General features: G+C 59.3%; 25 protein-coding genes. 9 read left to right on the forward strand and 16 right to left on the reverse strand.

The window, feature by feature from the left end:
- Positions 1-51: 51 nt before the first annotated feature.
- Complete coding sequence (panD, locus tag AB4Y71_RS13685; RefSeq protein WP_441721093.1) at positions 52-474, forward strand: aspartate 1-decarboxylase; 423 nt, start codon at positions 52-54, stop codon at positions 472-474.
- An 8-nt stretch (positions 475-482) separates the two neighbouring features.
- Here panD and AB4Y71_RS13690 read toward each other — a convergent pair whose 3' ends face one another.
- On the reverse strand, positions 483-2,939 hold the full coding sequence (locus AB4Y71_RS13690; protein ID WP_441721096.1) for an ABC transporter: 2,457 nt from the start codon (positions 2,937-2,939) through the stop codon (positions 483-485).
- Between the two features lie 54 nt (positions 2,940-2,993).
- Positions 2,994-3,362, reverse strand: coding sequence for a hypothetical protein (locus AB4Y71_RS13695; protein ID WP_441721098.1), 369 nt, complete (start codon positions 3,360-3,362; stop codon positions 2,994-2,996).
- A 170-nt stretch (positions 3,363-3,532) separates the two neighbouring features.
- Here AB4Y71_RS13695 and AB4Y71_RS13700 point away from each other — a divergent pair, with 170 nt between their 5' ends.
- Entirely contained in the window at positions 3,533-4,015 is a 483-nt protein-coding gene (locus AB4Y71_RS13700; protein WP_134779478.1) for a DUF6328 family protein, read from the forward strand.
- A gap of 11 nt (positions 4,016-4,026) precedes the next feature.
- Here AB4Y71_RS13700 and AB4Y71_RS13705 read toward each other — a convergent pair whose 3' ends face one another.
- From AB4Y71_RS13705 to AB4Y71_RS13735, 7 genes are all read right to left on the reverse strand, one after another.
- Entirely contained in the window at positions 4,027-4,827 is an 801-nt protein-coding gene (locus AB4Y71_RS13705; RefSeq protein WP_189638375.1) for an oxygenase MpaB family protein, read from the reverse strand.
- Positions 4,828-4,969: 142 nt separating this feature from the next.
- Positions 4,970-5,353, reverse strand: a complete 384-nt coding sequence (gene rbsD / locus AB4Y71_RS13710) for a D-ribose pyranase (RefSeq protein WP_013350080.1) — start codon at positions 5,351-5,353, stop codon at positions 4,970-4,972.
- A 35-nt stretch (positions 5,354-5,388) separates the two neighbouring features.
- A complete protein-coding gene (locus AB4Y71_RS13715) occupies positions 5,389-6,291 on the reverse strand; it encodes a ribokinase (RefSeq protein ID WP_441721102.1) in 903 nt (300 codons plus the stop codon).
- Between the two features lie 76 nt (positions 6,292-6,367).
- Complete coding sequence (locus tag AB4Y71_RS13720) at positions 6,368-7,303, reverse strand: substrate-binding domain-containing protein (protein ID WP_441721105.1); 936 nt, start codon at positions 7,301-7,303, stop codon at positions 6,368-6,370.
- 52 nt (positions 7,304-7,355) lie between these two features.
- Positions 7,356-8,324, reverse strand: coding sequence for an ABC transporter permease (locus AB4Y71_RS13725; protein WP_134779473.1), 969 nt, complete (start codon positions 8,322-8,324; stop codon positions 7,356-7,358).
- Entirely contained in the window at positions 8,324-9,838 is a 1,515-nt protein-coding gene (locus AB4Y71_RS13730; protein ID WP_134779472.1) for a sugar ABC transporter ATP-binding protein, read from the reverse strand. Before AB4Y71_RS13730 ends, AB4Y71_RS13725 begins: the two co-directional genes overlap by 1 nt.
- Before the next feature lie 21 nt (positions 9,839-9,859).
- Positions 9,860-10,894 carry a LacI family DNA-binding transcriptional regulator gene (locus AB4Y71_RS13735; protein ID WP_134779471.1) on the reverse strand — a complete coding sequence of 345 codons (1,035 nt, stop codon included), beginning with the start codon at positions 10,892-10,894 and terminating at the stop codon, positions 9,860-9,862.
- A 263-nt stretch (positions 10,895-11,157) separates the two neighbouring features.
- On the opposite strand from AB4Y71_RS13735, the gene AB4Y71_RS13740 reads away from it, so the two are divergent.
- Positions 11,158-11,835, forward strand: coding sequence for a metal-dependent transcriptional regulator (locus AB4Y71_RS13740; RefSeq protein ID WP_441721110.1), 678 nt, complete (start codon positions 11,158-11,160; stop codon positions 11,833-11,835).
- A gap of 199 nt (positions 11,836-12,034) precedes the next feature.
- Entirely contained in the window at positions 12,035-12,997 is a 963-nt protein-coding gene (locus tag AB4Y71_RS13745) for an HNH endonuclease family protein (protein WP_441721112.1), read from the forward strand.
- Between the two features lie 57 nt (positions 12,998-13,054).
- Here AB4Y71_RS13745 and AB4Y71_RS13750 read toward each other — a convergent pair whose 3' ends face one another.
- From AB4Y71_RS13750 to AB4Y71_RS13770, 5 genes are all read right to left on the reverse strand, one after another.
- Positions 13,055-13,930: a metal ABC transporter permease gene (locus AB4Y71_RS13750; protein ID WP_102599118.1), complete on the reverse strand. Its 876-nt coding sequence runs from the start codon at positions 13,928-13,930 to the stop codon at positions 13,055-13,057.
- On the reverse strand, positions 13,927-14,682 hold the full coding sequence (locus AB4Y71_RS13755; protein ID WP_441721115.1) for a metal ABC transporter ATP-binding protein: 756 nt from the start codon (positions 14,680-14,682) through the stop codon (positions 13,927-13,929). The genes AB4Y71_RS13750 and AB4Y71_RS13755 overlap by 4 nt, the downstream gene beginning before the upstream one ends.
- A complete protein-coding gene (locus AB4Y71_RS13760) occupies positions 14,679-15,620 on the reverse strand; it encodes a metal ABC transporter substrate-binding protein (protein WP_441673792.1) in 942 nt (313 codons plus the stop codon). Before AB4Y71_RS13760 ends, AB4Y71_RS13755 begins: the two co-directional genes overlap by 4 nt.
- Positions 15,621-15,752: 132 nt before the next feature.
- On the reverse strand, positions 15,753-16,709 hold the full coding sequence (gene hutG, locus AB4Y71_RS13765; protein ID WP_441721118.1) for a formimidoylglutamase: 957 nt from the start codon (positions 16,707-16,709) through the stop codon (positions 15,753-15,755).
- A gap of 87 nt (positions 16,710-16,796) precedes the next feature.
- Positions 16,797-17,450 (reverse strand): peptidyl-tRNA hydrolase, encoded by a 654-nt coding sequence (locus AB4Y71_RS13770; protein ID WP_134779467.1) that lies wholly within the window; start codon positions 17,448-17,450, stop codon positions 16,797-16,799.
- A gap of 299 nt (positions 17,451-17,749) precedes the next feature.
- Between AB4Y71_RS13770 and AB4Y71_RS13775 the strand changes: the two genes are divergently transcribed.
- Complete coding sequence (locus AB4Y71_RS13775) at positions 17,750-18,112, forward strand: hypothetical protein (protein WP_441721121.1); 363 nt, start codon at positions 17,750-17,752, stop codon at positions 18,110-18,112.
- Positions 18,088-18,609: a hypothetical protein gene (locus tag AB4Y71_RS13780; RefSeq protein ID WP_441721123.1), complete on the forward strand. Its 522-nt coding sequence runs from the start codon at positions 18,088-18,090 to the stop codon at positions 18,607-18,609. The genes AB4Y71_RS13775 and AB4Y71_RS13780 overlap by 25 nt, the downstream gene beginning before the upstream one ends.
- A 67-nt stretch (positions 18,610-18,676) precedes the next feature.
- Here the strand turns inward: AB4Y71_RS13780 and AB4Y71_RS13785 are convergent, their stop codons facing one another.
- The gene (locus AB4Y71_RS13785) at positions 18,677-19,024 is read right to left on the reverse strand and encodes a cupin domain-containing protein (RefSeq protein WP_134779466.1); all 348 of its coding nucleotides are present in this window, start codon (positions 19,022-19,024) and stop codon (positions 18,677-18,679) included.
- A gap of 246 nt (positions 19,025-19,270) precedes the next feature.
- Between AB4Y71_RS13785 and AB4Y71_RS13790 the strand changes: the two genes are divergently transcribed.
- Positions 19,271-19,969, forward strand: a complete 699-nt coding sequence (locus AB4Y71_RS13790; RefSeq protein WP_441721124.1) for an IclR family transcriptional regulator — start codon at positions 19,271-19,273, stop codon at positions 19,967-19,969.
- A gap of 172 nt (positions 19,970-20,141) precedes the next feature.
- The gene (gene mhpA, locus AB4Y71_RS13795) at positions 20,142-21,836 is read left to right on the forward strand and encodes a bifunctional 3-(3-hydroxy-phenyl)propionate/3-hydroxycinnamic acid hydroxylase MhpA (RefSeq protein ID WP_441721405.1); all 1,695 of its coding nucleotides are present in this window, start codon (positions 20,142-20,144) and stop codon (positions 21,834-21,836) included.
- 68 nt (positions 21,837-21,904) lie between these two features.
- Here the strand turns inward: mhpA and AB4Y71_RS13800 are convergent, their stop codons facing one another.
- On the reverse strand, positions 21,905-22,681 hold the full coding sequence (locus tag AB4Y71_RS13800; protein ID WP_441721127.1) for a hypothetical protein: 777 nt from the start codon (positions 22,679-22,681) through the stop codon (positions 21,905-21,907).
- A 534-nt stretch (positions 22,682-23,215) separates the two neighbouring features.
- On the opposite strand from AB4Y71_RS13800, the gene AB4Y71_RS13805 reads away from it, so the two are divergent.
- Complete coding sequence (locus AB4Y71_RS13805; RefSeq protein WP_441721128.1) at positions 23,216-24,007, forward strand: MerR family transcriptional regulator; 792 nt, start codon at positions 23,216-23,218, stop codon at positions 24,005-24,007.
- Positions 24,008-24,025: the final 18 nt, after the last annotated feature.

The raw sequence follows: 24,025 nt of genomic DNA on the forward strand, positions 1-24,025 counted from the left end.
CGTAAACTTGGATACCGGGAAACCCCATACCTCGTGTGAAAGAATCGGCTAATGCAACGCACCATGTTCAAGTCCAAGATCCACCGGGCAACTGTCACCCAGGCGGACCTGCACTACGTAGGTTCGGTCACCGTGGACTCCGAGCTGCTCGAAGCCTCGGATATCCTGCCTGGAGAACTAGTGAGCATCGTGGACATCACCAACGGCGCACGCCTGGAGACCTACACTATTGCCGGCGAGCCAGGCAGCGGTGTCATTGGCATCAACGGTGCCGCCGCGCACTTGGTGCACCCCGGCGACTTGGTGATCTTGATCAGCTACGCGCAGATGGAAGATGCAGAAGCCCGCAACTACGTTCCTTCGGTAGTGCATGTGGATGCCGATAACAAGATCATCCACCTCGGAGATGATCCTGCAGAAGCAGTGGCAGAAGGCGTGCAGACTCCTCCGCACGCACTGCTGCACAGCGACTAGAACTGCGGCTACGAGGCCAGTCGACGCGCAAGATATTGCGCGGTTCGGCTGGCCTCGTTTTGCGCCACCTGGGCAGGTGTTCCAGCAGCGACAATCCGTCCGCCGCCGTCCCCGCCGGCAGGCCCCAGGTCTATCACCCAGTCGCTAGCGGCCACCACATCCATATGGTGCTCCACGACAATCACGGTATTGTCCTGGTCAACGAGTTGTTGCAACTGCGAAATCAGCAGTTGCACGTCCGCTGGGTGCAGTCCGGTGGTTGGCTCATCGAGCAGGTAGAGGGTATGCCCACGGCGCTGGCGTTGCAGCTCGGTAGCCAGCTTGATGCGTTGGGCCTCGCCGCCAGACATTTCAGTGGCCGGTTGCCCCAGTTGCAGGTATCCAAGGCCAACTTCCCGCAGCGTGGCCAAGGCCCGGGCAGCGGCGGGAATATCCGCTAGGAATTCTTCGGCTTCATTGACGCTCAGCTCCAGGATTTGGGCAATGTTCTTCCCGGCATATTCAACTTCAAGTGTCTGCTGGTTGTAGCGGGTGCCGTGGCATTGCGGGCATGGCCCATAAGTACCTGGCAGGAACAGCAGCTCGATCTCCAAGAAGCCCTCGCCCAGACAATTTTCACACCGGCCGCCTGCGACGTTGAACGAGAACCGTCCAGCGCTGTAGCCGCGTTCCTTGGACAGCGGCAGCTCGGCAAACGCCTTGCGCACCGCGTCGAACAAGCCCGTATACGTGGCCACGTTTGACCGCGGGGTTCGCCCAATGGGCTTCTGATCCATCAGGACCACGCGGTTGACCTGTTCCGCGCCTCGCGCTTGGGCAATCACCGCACGCTGCGCGGCATCCTCCTGTTCTTCGGACTCAGCCAACGCCAATCCCCCAGCACCTTGCGCCAAGGCAACGGACACCAGACTGGATTTTCCCGAACCGGAGACACCGGTCACCGAGCAGAAGGTGCCCAAGGGGAAGGAAGCATGAACATCTACCAAGTTGTGCAGGTTCACGCCATCCAGTTCCAGCCATTCCTTGGCTGTGCGCAATTCTCGGTGCGGAGCTGGTCCGGGTTCCAGGAATCTACGCGTCACTGACCTCTCGACCTGTGCAAGTCCTTGAACTTCACCGCTATAGAGCACCTGTCCGCCACCGCTGCCGGCACCCGGCCCGACATCCACAATCCATTCGGCACGGCTGACAACATCCATATTGTGCTCCACGACGAACACCGAGTTGCCTTCCGCCTTCAGCGCGGAAAGCACTTCGATCAACGGCTGCACATCGGCTGGGTGCAACCCTGCCGAAGGCTCGTCGAGCACATAGATCACGCCGAACAGTCCTGCCCGCAGCTGGGTGGCAATGCGCAATCTCTGCATTTCACCAGGCGACAAGGTCGGGGTGGATCGATCCAGGCTGAGGTAGCCCAATCCAAGTTCCACCAGTACTTCGATTCTGGCCAGCAAGTCCGTGCTGATGGTGCTGATGACTTCTGCCTGGGCTTCTTCTTCGGCTGGAACGGCGAAGGGACGCAAGAGCTCAGCTAAGAATTGCAATGGCTTGGCATTGAATTCGGAGATATTCAGCCCGGAAAAGCTGACTTGCAGTGCATCTGGGCGGAACCCGGTGCCAGCACATTCCGGGCAGTCCTGCGAATGCATGAAGGCCAAAGCCTTGGCCCGCAGATTTTCGCTCTTCGAGGTGGCCACCGTATGTCGCACATAGCGTTCGGCACTCCAGAACCGCCCCTTGTATGGCTTGGCAACGCGGTCGCGCTCAGGTGTTACCTCAACTACCGGCTGGTCCTCGGTGAACAACAGCCACTGCCTGGTTTCTTCAGGCAAGGTTTGGAACGGGACATCGATGTCGTAGCCGAGGTGCGTGGTGATATCGCGCAGGTTCTTGCCCTGCCATGCACCCGGCCAGGCGGCTATGGCCCCGTCGCGGATGCTCAAGGTCGGGTCGGGAACCAGCGACTTCTCGCTGACTGAATGCACTGTTCCCACTCCATGGCACACTGGGCATGCACCAACAGCGGTGTTGGTGGAAAACGCATCGGAGTCCAGCCGCGGTGCGCCTTGCGGATATGAACCAGCACGGGAAAACAGCATGCGCACCGAATTGGAAAGGGTGGTCAGTGTACCCACCGTTGACCGGGAGCTGGCGGCACCACGGCGTTGCTGCAAGGCCACCGCGGGTGGCAAGCCGGAAATGAATTCGACTTTGGGAGTGTGGCCCTGGGCGATGAGTCGACGCGCGTAGGGAGCTACAGATTCGAGGAATCGCCGCTGGGACTCAGCAAAAATGGTGCCGAAAGCCAAAGATGATTTCCCCGAACCTGAAACACCGGTGAAGGCCACAATGGAATCGCGCGGAATACGCGCTTCAACGTTCTGCAGGTTGTTCTCGTTGGCTCCACGCACATGGATGAAACCATCGTGCCGGCCCTTACCCTCTTCCCGTGCAAAGCTGTTCATCTTCCTCACACTATACGTCCATGACGCATCGGCTCAATTGGACTCAGAGATCCTTCATGATTCCCCGCCTTGGCAGGCGGCGTCGGGGCAACCCTGCCAAGTTTTCGAGAAGTAGCCGATGATGTCGACGCTATGGCCCAAAGGATAGGTCTTATCCACCTTCCCGTGGACCAGCTTGGCTGCCTGTTCCACAGCAAGATGGAAAAAACGGCAAACCTCAGAGTATTTCCATACGTAGGCAATGACATCCGCCAGCTGTCCATGCGTCAATCGCTGGCGCGGTTCATAGCCTGCTTCCACAATGAATTTGTACACGATGGCTGCTGTGAGCTCATGGTCCTGACCGCATTCGCACCAGGACATTCCGGCGCTGGGCATGGACCAGACATCTAAGTTTCCACCTGTGAAGTGATCTTGTTGCATCTCTTCCTCCCTCATTCGGCTGCAGCTGGATTTACCAATGTACTGCCGGGCACCGACGATTTAGCTTGATGCCGACTAGGAGCCTCTTGCCTGCTTCACTGTTGCTTGGCATAGTCTGAGTCCACCGGAGGCACCAGCTGCCTGCTGGTCCTGTGCCAAGGAGAAAGATCATGATCACCCGCTCTCACCCCGACACCAGCGATGGTGCTGCCCACCGCCAATGGAATGAACTGCTCCAGGAATTACGTGTCATGCAAACCGGAGTGCAAGTCCTGGCCGCGTTCTTAGTCGTTCTGCCCTTCCAAGCCAGATTCGAAATTCTGGGCACCGTCGATGAAGTGGTGTACATCGTGTTGCTCGTGGCCGCGACCCTGCTAATTTTGCTCATGATTACGCCGGTCGCCGTGCACCGGTACTTCTTCGGGCAACGGCTCAAGGAACAAACCGTGAGCCTGGGACATATTATTTTGAAGATCGTCGGCATCGGAGTGGGATTGCTGGTCTCCGGCTGTGTCTGGTTTGTGCTGCAGGTGCTCTTCGGCTGGCACATCGCTGCTTGGGTCGGTGGCGGTCTGACCGTGGTGACGCTGTTCTTGCTACTGGTTTTGCCTCGGCTGTTGCTTCCGCGCCGAGCGGAGCAAGTACAGAGCTGACTGCTTGCGTCTCAAGCCATCTTCTGGATATGCCTGAGCATCAAGCGCATCGGTGCATGCCTGATGAACTTGGGACAGATTTTCGTTGCCAACCGGACTACGCGGATTACTCGGGCATTGCGTTTCTGGATGCCCGCGGTCAGCTCGTAGCCGAAGTCCTCACGCACTAAGGCGGGAAGTTGGGCAATGGTGACGTCACGCATCAGCGGCAAGCCGATGCGGATCCACCATGGAGCGCTGCGTCCGGCGAACAGCTCATCGGCCAGTGCCCGGGTTTGTTCGGTGACTCGCAGCGATGGTTCGATCTGGGCAAGATATCTGCTGAATGCGGTGAGACTCTCCGGCCACCAATCAGCTGGCATCTGCAAGGCATTACCCAGCCTCGCGTACTGCAAATAGAGCTCTTCTTGGTCTTGTACTTTCTCATCCAAGATCTGTCCGGCGATGACGCGGGCCGAGTCATAAAGCGTGGCCGCCACCCATAACTGGAGTTTCGGATCCAAGGCAGAATAGGCCGGTTCGCCGCTGCGCGGATCCCGAGTTCCGCGCACTGGCCGGTGCGCGGCATCCACATAGGCGATGATGGTGCGCTGTTGTGCTGCGGTTCCGTTGCTCAGGGCATAGATATAGCTCAGGGTGTGGATCAGCCGGCTGAGCGGATTGGCTGCGAAGTCCGAGTGCTCGGCGATGGCTCGGCCAATTTGCGGGTGGGCCAGCTGCAGCAAGATTGCTCGACCCGCCCCAAGCAGCAGCCCTGCTTCGGGCGCGACGCGGGAGATGGCTTCCTGTTCCTGCCCATCTTTGCGATTCATGCAAACCATTCTAGAAGGTGCAGAACGCTTCGCGGCTCTTGCCTTGCCCGCGCCAAGATCTGCCGCTGGGTGCCAGCCTGAGGCCAAAGGCACGCGAAACTGCGCTGGAGAATTCCAGCGCCGATTCGCGATCTGCGGTTTCCTAGAAGGCTACCCCGCAGTGCAGGATCGCGTTTGCGTACGGGGTTGCTTCCCCGGTGCGGATGATGATCTTGGCCTTGGGCAGTTCGGCCTTCAGTTCCTCATGGGTGATGAACTGCGGATCCAGGCCGTTGGCGCTGCACAGATCCTGGACCGGACCGTCCTTGGCTTCGGCGGCCAAGTTGCTGCGCTCGATGACCATGTTGCGGGCCAGCACTTCCAAGACCTGTTCGAAGCTCAGCAGGCCTTGGATGAAGGCAAGGTCAACGACCATCGGGCCCTGGGGAATGGGCAGGCCGCAGTCGGCAATCACCACAGTGTCGGTGTGCCCGCACTTGGCTAAGGCGCCAAGCAGCGGGGCGTTGAGAATTTCGGATTTCAGCACGAAGGCGTCCTTTGGGCTTGCTCGAAAAGGGGGTCTTAAAGGTTCTGGAGGGAACGCGGGTAGGAAGCCTGTGCGCCATGGGCCTGCACGGTCAGGGCGGCGAACTTGCCGGCGAATTCTGCGGCCTGCACCAAGTCATCGCCATTTGCCAGACGTGCAGCTACGGCGCCGGTGAACGCGTCGCCGGCACCGGTGGTGTCCACTGCCTTGACCTTGACTGCAGGAAGCTGCTGAATGCCCGAACCCTGCTCAGCTACCAAGCAGCCGTTAGCCCCCAGGGTGATGACCAAGGATGCCAAGCCATGAGCCATGAGTTTTTGCGCAATAACTGGCTCAGCTTCGGTGGACATGGTTTCGCTTCCATCAAGCTGCTGCAAAATCAGTGCGGCCTCATGCTCATTGACCACCAGCGGGTTGGCCTTGAGCAGGTATTCGCGGTCCAGCTCGATGACCGGTGCCAGGTTCAGCACGATGCGCTGCGTAGCGCCGTCCATGGCGGCCTTGATGCCCGAGGCAGGGATTTCACCTTGCAGCACCAGGATGCCCTCGATGGCTCCGGCGCCCTGCACCGCTTGGGCGGTGACCGTGGAGTTGGCGCCGGAGACCACCGCGATGGAGTTCTCCGCGGCGGAATCCACCTGGATGATGGCCACGCCGGTTGGCTGTTCGGTGCGGGCTACGCGATCCAGCTTCACGCCTGCGTCTTCGAGCTGGCCCAGGGCAATCGCGGAGTGCGAGTCGTTGCCCACGGCGCCGATGAATTCGGTGGCGGCACCGGCCAGCTGCGCGGCCAGGGCCTGGTTGGCGCCCTTGCCGCCGGGTGAGAGCTGGTAGGAATCTGCCAGCACGGTTTCGCCCGGGCCGGGCAGGCGGGCCATCAACGCGGTGATGTCCACGTTGCTTGAGCCCACGATGGTGACCTGGATGTCCTGCTGCATGATGTTCTTCCTTCTTTGTCCCAATCCCGGCGGCCGATGGGTGCCGGTGTACTGCGTAGCTGCCGCTAAGGGCAGATTACTCGCCTGCGTACTCGGCGATGTTCTTTTCATCAACGGTGTCCACGGCAACCTGGACGTTGGCTTCTACTTCTTCGCCCTTGATGGCCTTGGCCAGGATCTGCACCGACTGCTTGCCCAGCTCGGCTGGGTTCTGCGCGATGGTGGCGACCAGGGTGCCGTCTTCAACAGCCTTGAAGCCGTCTTCGGTGCCGTCGAAGCCGACAACCTTCACGTCCTTGCCGGCCTTTGCACCCAGTGCCTGGATGGCACCCAATGCCATTTCATCGTTCATGGCCAGCACGCCGGTTGCATCAGGGTTGGCCTGCATCAGGTTGGTGACTACGTCCAGTGCTTCGGCACGGTCGAAGTTAGCGGTCTGCGAGGAGACAACTTCGATGTCCTTGTACTCGGCCAGGCCCTTTTCAAACCCTTCACCGCGCTCATTGGTTGCCGAAGCGCCTGGTACGCCTTCGAGCACGATGATCTTGCCCTTGCCGCCCAGTGCCTCAGCCAGTGCCTTGGCGCCCTGCTCGCCGCCGGCCACGTTATCCGAAGCCACGAAGGAAGCGACCTTCGTGTCGCCTACGGTTCGGTCAACGGCCACGATTGGCAGGCCTGCTTCGACCACTGGTGCCAGGCCGGCTTCAGCGGTTTCGGTATCCACGGCGTTGATGATCAGGCCTGCCGAGCCGTTGGTGGCTGCGGTGGCCAGCTGGTTGGCCTGGGTTGCGGAGTCGTTCTGTGCGTCGACAACGGACAGCTCGATGCCCTGTGCTTTGGCTTCAGCCTGGGCACCGTCGCGCAGGTCGACGAAGAATGGGTTATTCAGGGTGGATACTGCCAAAGTGGCCGAGCCGGCTTCGGCGTCGGTGCCGCGGTTGCAGGCAGCCAGGCCGGCCATCAGGGACAGGCCAACGGTAACGGCAGCGGTCTTGCGCAGGATGTTCTTCATGGGGTTCTCCTTTGAACTGATGTTGTTTTGCTGATTACTAGGAATGGAAAATCTAGTGCTTGACGTTCTTGCGGCGCAGTACGTCGAAGCCCACGGCGATCGCGATAACGGCGCCGATGACGACCTGCTGCCAGAAGGCAGAGACCGAGAGCAGGTTCAGGCCGTTGCGGATGACTGCCAGGACCAGGGCACCGATCAGGGTGCCGGAAATGCGTCCCACGCCGCCGGAGAGCGATGCGCCGCCGATGACCACAGCTGCGATGGCATCAAGCTCATAGCCCGAGGCCAGGGTTGGCTGCGCCGAGTCCAGGCGGCCGGCCAGGATCATGCCCGACAGCGCCGCGAAGACGCCGGAGATCACGAATACGGTGACCAGCACGCGCTTGACCGGGATGCCCGAGAGGCGTGCAGCTTCGGTGTTGCCGCCCACGGCGAAGGCGTTCTTGCCGATGACGGTGCGGTTCAAGACGAATGCGGCGAGCAGGCCGGAGACTAGCAGGATCAGGATCGGCACTGGGATCGGGCCCAGGTCGCCGCCCAGCCAGGATACCGAGGAGCTGGTGGAGATCGGACGGCCATCGGAGATGACCAGGGTCAGCCCGCGCACCACGGTGAGCATCGCCAGCGAGGCGATGAAGGTGGGCAGCTTGCCGTAGGCGCTCATTGCACCGGTGACCCAGCCACACAGCGCGCCGACGGCCAGTCCGATCGGGATGGACAGCCCGTCGGGCAGCCCTGCGGTGGTGATGGCGTAGGAGGAGCCCATGGCCGAGAGCGCTGCAACCGATCCGACCGAGAGGTCGATGCCGGCGGCGACGATCACGAAGGTCATGCCGAAGGCCATCACTGCGATGGTGGAGACCTGGATGCCGATGTTCAGCAGGTTCGGTCCGGTCAAGAAGCGCGGGGTGGCGATGAACAGGGCCAGGCATAGAATGACCAGGCCAACCAGCGCTCCATTATTGGCAAGGAATGCCTTGAAATCAAAGCCCTTCTTCGGGGCAGTAGCTACGCTGCTCATTACTCGGTTCCCATTTCTTCTTCGCGGTGCACATTGCTGACGGCCAGGGACATGATGGCGTCCTGGGTTGCTTCTTCGGTGGCCAGTTCCCCGGCGATGCGTCCTTGGCTCATGACCAGGACGCGGTCGGACATGCCCAGCACTTCGGGCAGTTCGCTGGAGGCCATCAACACGCAGCCTCCGGAGGCGGTGATCTCATTGATCAATTCGTAGATTTCGACCTTCGCGCCGACATCCACGCCGCGGGTTGGTTCATCAAGCAGCAGTACCTTGGCTCCTGCGGTGAACCAGCGGCCGAAGACAGCCTTCTGCTGGTTGCCTCCGGATAGCGAGCGGATGGGCTGGTCGATATTGCCCATGCGGATGCGCAGTCGTTCGGCGACCTGCTGGGCGCGGGCCTTCTGTCCCTTGCGGTCCACCAGGCCGTTCTTGGCGGTGGCGGCCATGGTGGCGTAGCCGATGTTCTCGGCCACCGATGCGTCCAGGACCAGGCCCTGGGTCTTGCGGTCTTCAGGCACATGCCCGATGCCGGCGCGGGTCGCCGCGGCCACATCGAAGCTGGCCAGCTTCTTGCCCGCTACCTTCACGGTGCCGCTTGCGTACTTGTCTGCTCCGGCGATCGCGCGGATCAGCTCGGTGCGTCCGGCGCCCATCAGTCCGGCCAGCGCGACAACTTCGCCGGGACGGACCTGCAAGGAAATGTCCTTGAGCATGCCTTCGGACAGCTTCTCGACGCTGAGCAACGGTGCGTCGCCTGGCTGCGTGGCTACCCGAGGGAACTGCGCGTCGATGTCGCGGCCGACCATCAGGCGCACCAGTTCGTTCTCGTCGGTGTCCGCCGGAACGGTGGCGATGAACTTGCCGTCGCGCAACACGTTGACGAAGTCGCCGATTTCCGCGATCTCATCGAGGTGGTGGCTGATGAAGACCATGCCCACGCCCTGCGCCTTCAGCGTGTTGACTACCGAGAACAGATGGGCGATTTCGGCCTTAGTCAGCGCCGCGGTGGGCTCGTCGAGGATCAGCACGCGAGCGTCCAGGCTCAGTGCCTTGGCAATTTCAACCAGCTGCTGCTGGGCAAGGCCGAGCTCGCCCACTGGGGTATTCACATCCAGGTTCAGTCCGAGCTTGTCCATGGCCTCGCGCGCGATCTGGCGCATGGCGCGGCGGTTGATGATGCCGAATTTGCGCGGCACCCGGCCCAGGGTGATGTTCTCGGCGATGGTCATCGAAGGCACCAGGTTCAGTTCCTGGTGGATGGTGGCGATGCCCAATGCCTCGGAGGCCTTGGTGTTCGGGATCTTCACCGCGTTGCCATCCATCAGGATCCGGCCGGCGTCCGGTTCGTGCACGCCGGCGATCATCTTGATCAGCGTGGACTTGCCTGCGCCGTTCTCGCCGAGCAGTACCGAGACCTTGCCGGCGTGCACCTCGACGGTGACCTCATCGATTACCTGTACCGGGCCGAAGGACTTGCAGACCTTGTCCAGGACCAGCAGAGCGTCATTACTCATTCTCGTTCCTTCCATCCTCACCTATGCGCCGGTGGTGGCTTGCGTTGGGGCCAGCGACTCACGTGCGGTGAATCGGCTGGTGAATTCTTGGGGTTCCGGGGTGTTCCCGGCCATGGCGGCTTGAAGTGCCGCCACTGCCGCCCGGCCCATTGCGGTCAGGTCATGACTGATCGTGGCAATTGGCGGATCATGCATGAGCATCGCGTCCACCTCATCGAAAGTGATCACCGAGAGCTGCTGGCCGATCCGGATGCCGGCTTGCCGCCACACGGTCAAGGCGCCAATGGCCATCGGCGCATCGGCGATGACCACAGCGGTAGGTGCCAATTCGTGCTCCAGCAGCCAGCGGGCACCTTGGGCACCGGAGGCGGCGCGGAAGTCGCCGGCAAAGTGCAGCGCAGGATTGATTTCCAGTCCGTTGGCCACCATTGCTTGGTCGAAGGCGCTGTGGCGTTCGCGGGCGGTGGATGCGTGGTCCGGGCCGCCGAGGAAAGCGATGCTGGTGTGGCCCAGGCTCTTCAGCTTCCCGATGGCCTCTTCCAGCGCCTTGGTGCTGGAGGCGGTAATGGAGGGAATGTTCAGCTGCGGCAGGGTGCGGTCCACGAAGACCAGCGGAGTTCCGGAGGAAACGATGCGCTGCATCATCTGGCTTGGCCGGTCGGCGTCTTCATCCAGGCCCTGCGGAACGACAATCAACCCGTCCACTCGGCGCGAAAGCATGGCGGCCAGGAATTGGTCTTGCTGTTCGCTGTCCTCGTTGGCGTTGCCGATGAAAGTCATCATTCCTGCGGCATGGGCTTGCTGCTCGACAGCATGGGCTAGATCAGAGAAGTAGGGGTTGCGCACATCGGAAATCAGCAGCGCGATGGTGTCGGTTTTGGTGGAGCGCAGGGACCGGGCTTGGGCGTTGGGAACGAAGCCCAATTCCTTGGCGACGGCCTGGACCTTTTCGCGGGAAGCGGCCGAGGTGGCGGGGTGGCCAGAGAGAACGCGTGAAGCAGTGGCGGAGGATACTCCGGCTGCAAGTGCCACATCTTTGATGGTGACAGCGGTCATGGTGATAAGCCCCTTTGCTTACTGTGTAATCGATTCCATGGAATCGATTACACAGTTTTCCCCACAAAGATTCCAAAGTCAATACGCGCTGAGCGGGAGCAGAATAGTCCCTGATCAAGTATTTCGATTCATTGCCCGGTGACTTGCTCGTTTGGGAATCAGGTCGCGCAAATCCCAGAATAAGTAAGATTTAAACCCGGTCTTGGCAAGTGCTTTTTCCACCTCTGGATACGGGCACAGGCTTTATCGCTAAGATGGGAAATGTGTCGGTCAACCAGCTTTCAGATAGCGCGCAGAACTATCTCAAGATCATTTTCGGTCTCAACGAATGGTCCGCAGATCCGGTAACCGCCAGCATCATCGCCAACAAGTCGGGCATGAAGCTTTCTACCGTTTCCGGCGCGCTGAGCAAACTACGCCAGCAAGGCCTGCTTGACCACGCGCCCTACGGGGCCGTGACGCTCACCGAGTTGGGTCGCGAGTATGCAGTCACCATGGTGCGCCGCCACCGCCTGATCGAAACATTCCTCGTGCAGATGCTCGGCTACCGCTGGGACCAGGTGCACGACGAGGCCGAAAGCTTGGAGCACGCAGTCTCCGACTTCATGATCGAGCGCATCGACAATTTGCTCGAACACCCCACCCGCGATCCGCACGGCGACCCGATACCGACCGCCGAGGGCCGGATTTCCATCCCGCAGGCTTTCAATTTGGGCGACGCCCGCGATGAGGCCCACGTGCTAGTCGAACGCATTGCAGATGATGATTCGCAGCTGCTGCAGTACTTTTCCGATCACCGCATCATTGTCGGCGCACAGCTGCACGTGACCGCCGGTGAGAAATTCTCCGAAACGGTGAATGTGGAAGTCGCTTCAACTGGCGAAACCCTGCGTCTCGGCTCTTGTGCCGCGGCCGCCATCTGGGTCTCCGCAGCGCCCTGAACAACTTTTCCTGCTCGTCTTCAGCAGCGGCCGGCACCCATTAGCGTCGAGTCTTACAGGACGGAGCCAGCCAAATGTCCGGGACATGGCTTACAGTAATGAATAGCTAGGGATACTGCAATGTACAAGTTTTACATGGGGGTACCTTGCAGCATCTCTGGTTCTCGCTGAAACTCTCGCTTTCCTGAAAGACATCACCTTGCCACGCAAACTTTTCGCTGCGCTCTGCGCGGCAGTTTTGGTGCTCGCTGGATGCAGCGCACCAGCAGAACCTTCTGCACTATCGAATACGCAGATCGCTCAGGCTCCAGAACTGCTGGCAACCGATCAGCCATTGCTCGTAGAGCGGGCAGCCACCAGCAGCAAGAAGGTCAACCCTGGTGCAAAGCTCAAGGGCCCCAAAGCCACCGCAATGCTCAAGAGCCTTCCGGTCAAGGGCAAGGCGGCGGCCACCGGGTACAACCGGAACAAGAAGTTCGGCAATGGGTGGAAGGACTTCGACAAGGACAAATGCGATGAACGCCAGGACACCTTGTCCCGAGACATGTCCAAGGTGAAGTTCAAGGACCGCAAGAAGTGCACCGTAGCTTCGGGCACCCTGCATGACCGCTACACCGGCAAGAAGATCAACTGGAAGGTCAAGTCCGGCAGCGTCGATATCGACCATGTGGTGTCGCTGAAGAATGCGTGGATCTCGGGTGGCCAGAAGCTGTCCCAGACCCAGCGCCAAGCGCTGGCCAATGACCCGTTGAACTTGATGGCCGCAAGTGCTTCGGCCAATCGTCAAAAGGGCGACAAGAACACGGCTGAATGGCTACCGAAGAACAAGTCCTTCCGCTGCCAGTACGTCGCAACCCAGATCAGCGTCAAGAAGAAATACGCGCTGTCGGTGACCAAGGCTGAGAAGACGGCCATGTCCAAGGTGCTGAAGACCTGCCGCAACCAGAAGGCCGCAAAGGTCACCACGATCAAGCCTGCCGGTTCAACGCCCAAGGCATCGCCGAAGAAGAATACGAACAAGGCGCCGTCCGTCGTCAAGGGCACGGTGCATCCCGGCGCTTATTGCAAGGCTGCGGATAAGGGAAAGCGCGGCAAATCCAAGGCCGGCAAGTACTACACCTGCAAGGCCGATGCCAAGGGCAAATTGCGCTGGCGTGCCTGAGCCAGATCAAGCGAAAGCGGGGAGTCATCCCCGCTTTCTTTGCGCTGTCTTCGTTTTCTAGCCTCTGGCGGCAAGCGCCTTGCGCCGTCCCTTGCTGGCGATAGCGGTGGCGATGAGTCCCTGCTTTGGACTGAAGAGGTAGGCAATTCCAAAGATCGCCGCTTGCGCCAAAACCACCATTGCACCGGTCGACGCATCGAGGTAATAGCTGAGGTAGACGCCCAAGATACCGGCACTGGCTGCGAGGACCGGAGCGAGCAGAAGCATCTTCCCGAACCGATCAGTGAGCAGGTACGCCGTAGCGCCGGGGATGATCAGCATTGCTACCACCAGGATCACTCCCACGGCTTGCAGTGCAACTACTGAGGTCATTGCCAATAGCCCCAAAAGCACCGCCCCGATCAGCCGCGGGCTCATGCCCAAGGCATGCGCGTGCGTTTGATCAAAGGCATAGAGGGTGAAGTCTTTGCGCTTGAGAATCAGGATGGCGAAGGTGATCGCGCCAAGCACCAATACCTGCCATAGGTCGCTGGCGGAGACTCCAAGCAAGTTGCCAAAAATGATGTGGTTCAGATCCACATGGCTTGGCGTGACCGAGATCAGCACCAGCCCGATGGAGAAGAGCGTGGTGAAGACAATGCCGATGGCCGCGTCTTCCTTGAGCTTGGTGGTGTCGCGTACTCCCCCGATCAGGGCCACCGCCAGGAATCCGAAGACCAAGGCACCGAGGGCAAAAGGGGCACCGGCGATATAGGCCAGCACCACACCCGGCAGCACCGCATGGGATACCGCATCGCCCATGAGCGACCATCCGATGAGCACCAGCCAGCAGGAAAGCACTGCACACAGCACGGCGGCGATAATGGTTACCAGCAGTGCACGCACCATGAAGGTGTAGCTCAACGGTTCGGCCAGTAATTCGATGAGGTTCATTCCCCGCCTCGCTTCATAGGATCCAGGCCGAAGGCCAGTGCCAGATTTTCGGTTTGCAGCACCTGATCCGGATGCCCGTGCATCAGCACTTTGCGCATCAAGAGCACCGCTTCATCGGCCAGCTCAGGCAGTGCGTGCAAGTCATGGGTTGAGATCAAAACGCTGCCTCCGTCATCGGCGACTTCGCGCAGCAACTTGGTGATGGTCGCTTCGCTGCGCTTGTCTACGCCGGCAAAAGGCTCATCAAGCAGCATGATGCTGGCTCCTTGGGCTATGCATCGCGCAACAAACGCGCGCTTCTTCTGCCCGCCGGAAAGCTGGCCGATTTGCCGGTCGGCAAAATTGGTTAGTTCCACCCGGGCCAGGGCTTCATCCACCGCGGCGTGGTCTTTCTTCTTGGCACGCCTAGTCCAGCCCATTTGCCCATAGCGTCCGGTCATCACCACTTCCCGTACCGAGATCGGAAAGTTCCAGTCCACCGCTTCGCTTTGCGGAACGTAGGCGAGCTGTCCGCTCTTCCGCGCTTGCAGCGGGTCGGTGCCGTTGATGCGCACGCTTCCGGTGTCGGGCTTGATCTGCCCCATGATGGTTTTGAATAGCGTGGATTTGCCGGAGCCGTTCATCCCGACCAGCCCGCAGACCCGTCCTCGGCCCAATTGCAGGTTGGCTTTGTCCAGGGCCAGTACCGGTCCATAGTGGACGGTCGCGGCCGACACGTCAATGGCCAGGGCATCGCTGGACTTCGTGTTCATGGTGTTCGGCCTTTCAATGCACGGGCGATTGCCTGGGTGTCATGTGTAATCAGATCCAAGTAGCTCGGTACCGGTCCCCCGGGTTCCGATAATGAGTCCACATAGAGCGTTCCGCCGTAGACGGCCTCGGTTGATTCAACAACTCGTTGCATGGCCGCATCAGATACCGTGGATTCGCAGAAGACCGCCGGGACATCGTTTGCCCTGACGTAGTCGATAGCAGCTGCCACCTTGCGCGGCGTAGCTTGTGATTCAGCGTTGACGGCCCAGAGATACTTTTCGGCCATGCCCGTATCCCGGGCCAAGTAGCTGAAGGCTCCTTCGCAGGTCACCAATACGCGTTGGTGTTCTGGAATTTCTTCAAGCTCAGTTTCGAGTTGCTCGTGGACTTTTTGCAGCTTGGCTTGGTAGGTCTTGGCGTTTTCCCGGTAGTTCTGCGCATGCTCCGGGTCCAGTTCGCTGAATGCCTGCGCCATGGTATCGACATATGTCTTGACGTTCAGGGGGCTCATCCACGCATGCGGATTGGGTTTCCCGGCACCTTCTTCTTGGGCGATGTCGATGGGCGGGATTCCCTGGCTGACGGTGACATGTGGGGCGTCATTATCCGCGACGAATTGTTGGAACCAAGCTTCGAGATTCAGTCCGTTATCGAGGATGAGGTCGGCTTGCGATGCGCGGCGCAGATCATCCGGGGTTGGTTCGTAACCGTGGATCTCTGCGCCAAGGCGAGTAATGGATTCGACGCGCAGGTGCTCACCGGCGACGTTCTGCGCAATATCCTGCAACACGGTGAAGGTGGTCAGTACGACTGGCCGTGGGTCATCTGCACTGGGCTGGTCTGCGGTCGGGCTGTTCCGGGCACAGCCAACTGCCACTAGCATCGGCATCAGCAGCAATGCCAGCGTTCGGATTATCCGGTGCCTGCCGGTTGTCATCATTACTTGTTGCCCTCGTGTCCTGAGCGTCTCGGCGTTGTTCCTGCGTCGTTGCAGAAACCCGCAAGCGAGAATCTTCGCTCATACACAGGATAATGTTCGAGGGGTCAAACATTCAATTCGATGACGCACTCATTCCATGCTCAGCTCATAAATCAGTAGAGCCGCGCTGCGTGCGGTCCGGGAGTCAACGTCGAAGCGCGGATTCAATTCCACGACATCCGCGACGGCAAGTTTTCCGCTAGCCACAACTTGCTGGCACACCGCGCGAATGACTTCATAGGGCACCCCGAAACCGGCCGGTGCGCTAACTCCCGGGGCAACACTGGCAGGCAGGACATCAAGGTCAATAGTCAAATACAAGAGATCAATTTGCTCAAGGAAGCCGGCGACAAACCGCTGGGATTCATCCAGCTTGCACTGCGTATCCAGCAGGTAGCTCACGCCGAGCTCATCAGCGGTATCGAAGAGCGCTTTGGTATTTCCTGGGCGGCTGATACCCAACACGGCGTAGTGGAATTCGCGGCCCTGGCGTTGCATTTCCTTGGCCAAATCAAGGAAGGGTGTTCCGCTGGTGCGTTGCTTCTCCTCGCGCAGATCGAAGTGCGCGTCGAGGTTGAGAATACCGATGCGCTTAGCCGTATCGGCAGCTGCATGCCGCAACAGTCCGTTTCCTGTACCGTAGGCCGTTTCGTGTCCGCCACCGAGGACTATCGGCAATGACCCGGCGTCCAGCGCCTGGGCGACGGCGAGCGCCAAACGCTTTTGGCCGCCTTCCAGATCATCGCCTTCAACTACGACATCACCGAGGTCCAGCAAGGGACGGCGTTCATGAATAGCCATGGGGCTCAACGCGGTGCGCAGGGCCGCCGGGCCATCAACCGCGCCGACTCGCCCTTGGTTGCGCAGCACTCCGGCATCAGAGCAAAAGCCAATCAGTGCCACTGCACCATCTAGTTCACTTGGCAAAGCCGTTGCTACGTGCTGATGCCAACGCAGATGCTCTGCTCCCTCACCGTCGGTTCTCCCGCCCCAGGCGTTTGCCTCTCGGTCGGTACTGAACCGCGGTTGTGCTGCTTTTTCACCCATAGGATTAAGCAGACCAGATTCCATACTCGGGCACTACTGTTCATCCCAAGGTGTTGTCCAGTATTTCAGACTCAGCAGGCGTCCTGCCTAGTCCTCGTCAATAAAGACGAACGCAGTGGTGGACCCCGGTTCGATTTCCGTGCGTCCGGCATCCTGGATTACCGGCCCCACGGCATGTTGCGACAATGCGTCAAAGTCCGTGCGTGGAAGATGGCGGATCCCTACCGGTGCATGGGCCTTGAGCCAGCTTTCGATTCCCTGGCCGTCTGATTCAGTCAGCCAGGCAAACAGTGCGTGGGCGCACTGGGCTGCTGCCTTGCCGGTAGACATCTCCAAGGACGCATTGACGGCAATGTTGACCTTCGAAGTCAGAATCTCTTCGCTCTTGGGCAACTGGGTTCCGGAAACCTGCAGCTTGGCGATGAGCTTGGGCAGGTCTGCTGCGGGCAGCGGCGGAAGCCCTACAGCTTGCGCCTTGCCGACCTCGCTGACCATCTGGTCGGGGAACATTTCCAAGACCTTGGCAAACATCCTAGGGTTCGCACGGCGCACCGATTTAGCGAAGGCTTGGGAGGCCCATTGCTGCCACTCCGGATTGTGCGGATCTTGCAGGTACGCGATGACTGCGGCACGCGAAACTGCCGAAAGGCCCTCATCTTCGCTCGACAGATCTTCCTTGTCGATTCGGAGAATGATGGGCTGGACCAGTTCTCCGGGGTCGCGATCGCGCATTTCAGTCATGGTTTCATTCTATGGCGAACCCGAACCGCGATGCACTCGGAACGTGGCCAGCAGTGACTCGATTGGCACAGCGAACCCTTCCCGCCTGCTGCCTTGCGTCCTGCCCGGGCGGAGTCCGGCATTTGCACACCATCGTCCAATGTTTAACTAATGCTGGCCCATGGCGCGACGATTAAGAAAGCCCGTTATTTGCTATCGGGCACTTTCCCCATGCCGGCCAGTGTTTCAAGGAGAAACCCTATGAGTTCTGCTGCTCCGGATTCTCGGGATTCACGCACTGCGGTGGACAAGGCGATGGCTTGAGCGGATCCTCCTTCAACTACGGCTTCTCGCTGACCCCAGAATTGGACTTGGTCAAGGCAGCGGTGGACGAGGCCAAGCAGGCGAAGATCGCCGTGCTGATGCTGCCAGAGCTTGGAACCATCCACGATCTGAACCAGGCCCATGAAGTTGGCGCATCGGTAGCCCGTATTGCCACCCACTGCACCGAGGCAGACGTTTCGATCCAGCACTTCCAGCACGCTCGCAAGCTGGGCATGGAAACCGTAGGCTTCCTGATGCTCAGCCACCGCATCACCCCGAAGAACTTGCCAAGCAGGCACGCATTATGGCTGATGCAGGGTGCCAGTGAGTTTACGTGGTGGACTCGGCCGGCGCGTTGATCCTGGATGATGCCTCTGACCGCGTTTCGGCGCTGGTCGCTGAGCTGGGCAGCGACGCACAGGTTGGCTTCCACGGCCACCAGAACATGAGCTTCGGCGTAGCCAACTCGGTGTATGCGGTGCGTGCCGGCGCCAAGCAGATCGATGGCACCTTGATGGCTCTGGGCGCAGGTGCGGGCAACTCCCCTACCGGGGTTCTGGCGGCCGCATTCGACCGTCTGGAAATCAAGACTGGTGTCGATATCCAGGGCGTCGTGGCTGCTGCTGAAGATGTAGTCAAGCCATTCATCACCCGCATGCCGGTGATGGATCGAACCTCGATCAGGCAGGGCTATGCAGGCGTGTACTCCTCGTTCTTGATCCATGCCGAACGAGCAGCAGATCGCTACGGGGTTCCTGCCTACCCCATCCTCGAAGAGGTAGGCAAGGCCGGATACGTCGGTGGTCAGGAAGACATGATCGTGGACGTGGCAGTGCAGTTGGCTGCGCAGAAGTAGGACGCCTACGCGTGCAACGGGAGCCGCAAAGTCTCAGACTAGGCGGCTTCCGTTTCCGTTCTTGAAGCTACGCGCTGAGGAAAGTCACGGTGATGCGCGCCGGAATCCGTGCGTACACCGCATGCAGGACGTTGGCTTCAACGAATATGCAGCCGCCAACGGCCAGCGGATAGTTGCGCCCTTCTACGGTGAACTCGATTTTGCCTTCAATGACCGAGACGATGATCGGGGTGCGGGCTACATGTTCTTTCAGCTCGACATCCGCGTCAAAGGCAATTTCCGTAATCTGCGCTTTTTCCCCTGCGAAGATTCGCTTGGCCGCATATTTTCCCGGTTTCATCGGGTTGCGTTCCGCATTGCCCAGCGCTGAAACTGAAATCAGCTCGTATTGTTCAGCAGCTGTATTTTTACTCAAGTGAATTCCCGCTTTCGGGTGTATATGAATCGGCGTCGATTTAACTACTAGCATGCTCCTTTTCCCCTTCGGGGTCCAACTGCCGCCGCAAACCTGCAGGCTTCTGCGCTGCCACACGTCAAGGCGTAAGTTTCCGAATCCAGGAACCCACGGCTGGCAGCTGCACCTTGCAGCGCCGTGTTCTTGTTTACACGGGGTTTCCCGTTCAAGAAGCGCGGCATATCCGGTCTGTGCCATGATCAGAGCGTGAATAAAGACGCTACCCCACCCTCTCGTACCGCAGGGTCGCAAACTCTCGCGCGCGGTCTAGCGGTCCTCCGCTTGGTCACGGAAGCTGCCGACGGTTTGTCTCCCGCTGAGGTAGCCGCAGCAGCCGATGTGCATCGCACCGTGGCGTACCGGATTCTAAATACCTTGTGTGATGCCCAGATGCTGCACCGGGGATCCGATGGCCGCTACCGCGGCGCGGCCGGCTTGCTCCCCTTGGCCGCGGCTGGTCACCAGCATCTTCGCACCACGGCTTTGCCTTTGCTGGGCGAAACGGCCGATGAATTGGGCATCACCGTTTCGCTCATGGTGCGCGAAGCAGATATCGCGGTGGCGCTCGCTGTGGTCTCGCCACGTCACGGCACCTATCACGTTGCTTTTTCCGAAGGCTCGCATCACCCCATCACGCAGGGAGCCGCGGGCCTGGCACTGCAGGCTGCCGAACCCGAGCGCGCCACCGATTCCGAGCAGATCCGCGATGTGCGCAAACTTGGCTATGCACAGACCTTCGGGCAAGTGGAAGAGAACATGCATGGCTTGGCTGTGCCCCTGAAGCTCGGCGCCGGGCAGCCTTTTGCATGTCTGAATGCGATTACCGTTCGCGAGCAGCATGCTGCGGATTCGGCCAAGACTCTGCAACGCATCGGGGCCGAACTTTCTCGGATTATCCGCATCTGATCCACTTTTCGGCATCAAACGTTCTGCCATGCGGAACGCCGGTTGACCCACGTCACAGACAATGGTGTTATGGAACTCAAAAGCGGTGCACATACTGTTCAAAAATGTGCGTCATTGACACAAAAGTGAGTTTTCAATAGCTGATTCCACACCCTCCACCAGTGAAGTCCTGATTGTCGGCGCCGGCCCAACAGGTCTCATGCTCGCCAATATCCTTGGCGGCTACGGCCATTCGGTGACAGTGCTCGAAGCACGCGACACGCTGATCGACTATCCGCGAGGTGTGGGCCTAGATGACGAGTCCCTGCGCACCATCCAGAGCATCGGCCTGGTGGATCAGGTCCGCCCGCACACCACCCCGCAGCACATCATGCGTTTGGTCAATGGCCGAGGCAAGAGCATCATCATCAATAATCCGCAGACCGATGAATTCGGATGGGAACGCAAGCACGGCTTCATTCAGCCGGAAGTGGACCGCGAGCTTTCCAACGGCCTGAGCCGTTTCGCTAACGTCAATGTCCTCTTCGGCCATGAAGTCCTGGACGTTGTAGAATCTGCGAGCGCCGTAACCGCCATCCCGCGGAGCACTGATGCCGAGGGCAATCAGGTCGAGACCCGCTTCGACGCGCAGTATCTCGTGGGCTGCGAAGGAGGCAAGTCCCCTACCCGCAAGCGTCTGGGCGTGAGCTTCGAAGGCGAATCGCCTTCCACCCGCTGGCTCGTGGTGGACGTGAACAACGACCCGCTGGGCACCCCAAATGTTTTCCTGGGCGCAGACCCGGAGCGTCCTTACGTGTCCATCGGACTGCCGCACGCTGTGCACCGCTGGGAGTTCATGCTCCACGACGACGAGACTGAAGAACAGGCTACCGATCCGGAATTCGTGAATCGAATGCTGGCCTCGCACGTGCCTGACCCGAGCACCTTGAACTACATCCGTCGCCGCGTGTTCACCCACCACGCACGCGTGGCGGGCTCCTTCCGCAAGGGCCGTCAGATAATTGCCGGCGACGCTGCGCATCTGATGCCAGTATGGATGGGGCAGGGCTGGAACTCGGGCATGCGCGATGCCACCAATCTCGGCTGGAAGCTCGCCACCATTCTTTCCGGCCAAGCCACCGACAAGCTGCTAGATACCTTTACCGATGAATGCCGCGACCACGCAAAGGCGATGGTTGACCTGTCGCTGACCATGGGCAAGGTCATCAAGATCACCAACCCGCTGGGAGTATTCGCTCGCGATACGGCCTCCAGCGTGCTGAACCTCTTCCCTTCGGTGAAGAGCTACTTCGCCGACACGCGCTTCAAGCCCATGCCCCGCTACGTCAAGGGCGTGCTCGCTGACCCGAGCACTAAGGCTTCAGGAACCGCCAACGGCAAACTGACAAACAAGCTGATCCCCTTCACCACAGCAAACACCAACATTTCTCCAGTGGGCGTACAGTTCATCCAACCCAAGGTACGCACCGATGAACTCGGAACAGTGCTGCTTGATGAGGCTGTCGGAAAATGGTGGACATTGCTGGTCTGTGGCAATGATCCCGTTGATGCCCTGCCTGCCGAAACCCTCGCCAAGCTCAAGGATCTGGGCGCACGCCTCGTGGCCGTCGTTCCAGAAACACAGTATGAGTGGGCCAAGCGGGATATGCACGAAGAAACATTGGTCCTTGCAGATACTGCCGGGCGCCTGAAGAAATGGTTCGACGACCGCCCGACACCGATGCTGTTGATCCGTCCGGATCGATTCGTTGCTGGCGCCTGCCTGAACCAAGATGGCCCTGAAACCATCGATGCGGTCATAGCGGCAATGAACTTCCAGAGCTCAGCGCGCTCCGAGCAAGATCCAGCACCTGCACTAGCCAACTAGCATCAAAAGCGCGGGGCTCCACTGATCTAATGATCAGTGAAGCCCCGCGCTTTTTGCCGCGTTACGGCTTAGCGGCGGCGTACCTTGCGTACGATTAGCAACACCACGCTGGTAAGCATCGCAGCAGCAAGGCTGACCAGAAGGGGCGTCTGCCACGGCACTTCAAGAACGTTGCCGGTAAATTCGTTCCAGAATGAACCCAAGGATTTCCAACCCACTGCTTTGGATTCAATGACACGGGCTATGCTTTCTACAATTGCCGGCATCACCCATTGGATGGCCAGAGCAAAGACCCACATCAGCAGATTCATGATTCTCAAGAACCCAACGAATCCCAGAATCAACCCGAGGATTAGCGGTCCGGAGTACCACAGGTACACGTAGAAGGACTGCGCCCCGGCAACAAGTGAAGCGACAATCTGCAGCCAATAGCTCACACCGACGGTGAGCGTTGCATAGAAAAGCACGGCGATCGGCAACCGTAATTTAACGCTTAAGAAGTACCAAGCAAGGCTAATGATCAGCAGGCCGGAAAATACCCACAGATGGTAGGTAGAGCCCGCGGAAATCACTCCGCTGAAGAGCTCCGGCTCAAGCGCATAGAGCCCTTGGAACCCCAGGCCCAAAAGACCTAAGACCATGCCCACGGAAGTCACAACCGTAAAACTGGTGCGGCCATATCCAAAGGTCCTGGCAAACCAGCTGCCCCAGAGCGTCACCACGGCGAAGACCACCAAGAGTCCTTGTGCATCGTCGCTGCTGTGAGGCAGGATCGATTTGTCCTCCTGGCCTATCCATAGCCACGGCAACACGACGATCGCAGTGATCAGCAATCCAGCAACCACTTGCATCCACCAGTTTCGCCAGGCGCGCCTCATTGAACCCACTTCCGCTTCTTTGTGTTCCTACCGGCTCATTGTTCCAGAGGCGTGGCGATAGAGCATGAAAGCATTGGGGCGTTTCTCCGGATTGGGATAGCGACGGCGAGAGCCACCGGGCCATGGGTGATTAAAAGCCAGATAGCTCGTGGCCATTCCAGAATTTGGAATGGGCACGAGCTATCTGGTCTAAATCTATGTCCTAGCCTTGGCGTGGGTGGCCAGCGCTCCTGGATGGCGTAAATGCAGATGGTCTACGTCAGCAGGCGGTCCTCGTTGATTCCGGCGGTAACCTTTTCAACTTCATCTGTTTACAGTGAACTACACATAGATCACACTGTGCAACAGGCATGCGATCGAGTAGTCAATATGATCAATGACCAAAGGAAACTCCCGTTATTATTCATCATTTTGCCATGAGAGCTGAATCACACCCTGCTCACCGGTGACACAGAAAAGGCTGTTGACTTTGACGTAGCGTCAACCGATACCGTGTAAGTCATGAAGGATCCAACAGCCCGCCGATTGGAAGCTACCCACTCGATTGCGCACGTCTCGAAATCTGCTGGCATCAGCAGCCGTACATTGCGGCACTACGACCAAATCGGCTTGCTGGTTCCAGACCATGTGGCTGCCAACGGCTACCGCTACTACTCCGATGGACAGCTGGTCAGGCTGCAGCGGATCCTGCTACTCAAGCAACTTGGCCTGAAGCTGGAAACGATCGCCGAAATCCTAGATGAGGAACGCGATGAACTGGCGGCATTGGGTACCCATAAGGAGCAGCTGCACCAACAGCAAGCAGCCTTGGAACGGCAGATTGCCGCTCTGGAACACAGTATTTCAGCACTTAGTACAGGAGATCCCATGGAACCCGGCAAAAGCTTTGATGGATTCAACGAACAGTACAAGCAAGAAGTCACCGAACGTTGGGGTGGCGATGCCTATGAATCCTCGGCTAAGTGGTGGAACGCTAAAACAACGAACGAACGCACTTCCTTCATTGATGAAGTCAAAGAGCTGAATGCCGCATGGATCCAGGCTGGCGAACTGGACGTGGCTGCCGACAGCCAACACGCACAGGATCTTGCCGCTCGCCACGTGCAATGGCTGAACAGCGTACCCGGGACGCCAATGACCTCCGGGGACCAACAACAGCACAAAACATTCATCTGCGGCCTTGCCGAGATGTACGTAGATGATGCGCGTTTTGCGAAGAACTACGGTGCTTATGCCACTTTGGTCCGCGACGCGTTGAAGATCTTTGCCGAACGAAATATCAACGTTGGGTAGAAGCCACCACTAGTGCTC

It is taken from the genome of Glutamicibacter sp. MCAF14, from assembly GCF_052114325.1.
Classification (GTDB): domain Bacteria; phylum Actinomycetota; class Actinomycetes; order Actinomycetales; family Micrococcaceae; genus Glutamicibacter; species Glutamicibacter arilaitensis.

What these genes read in the sequence shown, in the direction of transcription:
- panD (WP_441721093.1), top strand. Translation starts at nt 52, where the DNA reads ATGCAACGCACCATGTTCAAGTCCAAGATCCACCGGGCAACTGTCACC.
- AB4Y71_RS13690 (WP_441721096.1), bottom strand. Translation starts at nt 2,939, where the DNA reads ATGAACAGCTTTGCACGGGAAGAGGGTAAGGGCCGGCACGATGGTTTC.
- AB4Y71_RS13695 (WP_441721098.1), bottom strand. Translation starts at nt 3,362, where the DNA reads ATGCAACAAGATCACTTCACAGGTGGAAACTTAGATGTCTGGTCCATG.
- AB4Y71_RS13700 (WP_134779478.1), top strand. Translation starts at nt 3,533, where the DNA reads ATGATCACCCGCTCTCACCCCGACACCAGCGATGGTGCTGCCCACCGC.
- AB4Y71_RS13705 (WP_189638375.1), bottom strand. Translation starts at nt 4,827, where the DNA reads ATGAATCGCAAAGATGGGCAGGAACAGGAAGCCATCTCCCGCGTCGCG.
- AB4Y71_RS13715 (WP_441721102.1), bottom strand. Translation starts at nt 6,291, where the DNA reads ATGCAGCAGGACATCCAGGTCACCATCGTGGGCTCAAGCAACGTGGAC.
- AB4Y71_RS13720 (WP_441721105.1), bottom strand. Translation starts at nt 7,303, where the DNA reads ATGAAGAACATCCTGCGCAAGACCGCTGCCGTTACCGTTGGCCTGTCC.
- AB4Y71_RS13725 (WP_134779473.1), bottom strand. Translation starts at nt 8,324, where the DNA reads ATGAGCAGCGTAGCTACTGCCCCGAAGAAGGGCTTTGATTTCAAGGCA.
- AB4Y71_RS13730 (WP_134779472.1), bottom strand. Translation starts at nt 9,838, where the DNA reads ATGAGTAATGACGCTCTGCTGGTCCTGGACAAGGTCTGCAAGTCCTTC.
- AB4Y71_RS13735 (WP_134779471.1), bottom strand. Translation starts at nt 10,894, where the DNA reads ATGACCGCTGTCACCATCAAAGATGTGGCACTTGCAGCCGGAGTATCC.
- AB4Y71_RS13750 (WP_102599118.1), bottom strand. Translation starts at nt 13,930, where the DNA reads ATGAACCTCATCGAATTACTGGCCGAACCGTTGAGCTACACCTTCATG.
- AB4Y71_RS13755 (WP_441721115.1), bottom strand. Translation starts at nt 14,682, where the DNA reads ATGAACACGAAGTCCAGCGATGCCCTGGCCATTGACGTGTCGGCCGCG.
- AB4Y71_RS13760 (WP_441673792.1), bottom strand. Translation starts at nt 15,620, where the DNA reads ATGACAACCGGCAGGCACCGGATAATCCGAACGCTGGCATTGCTGCTG.
- hutG (WP_441721118.1), bottom strand. Translation starts at nt 16,709, where the DNA reads ATGGGTGAAAAAGCAGCACAACCGCGGTTCAGTACCGACCGAGAGGCA.
- AB4Y71_RS13770 (WP_134779467.1), bottom strand. Translation starts at nt 17,450, where the DNA reads ATGACTGAAATGCGCGATCGCGACCCCGGAGAACTGGTCCAGCCCATC.
- AB4Y71_RS13805 (WP_441721128.1), top strand. Translation starts at nt 23,216, where the DNA reads ATGAAGGATCCAACAGCCCGCCGATTGGAAGCTACCCACTCGATTGCG.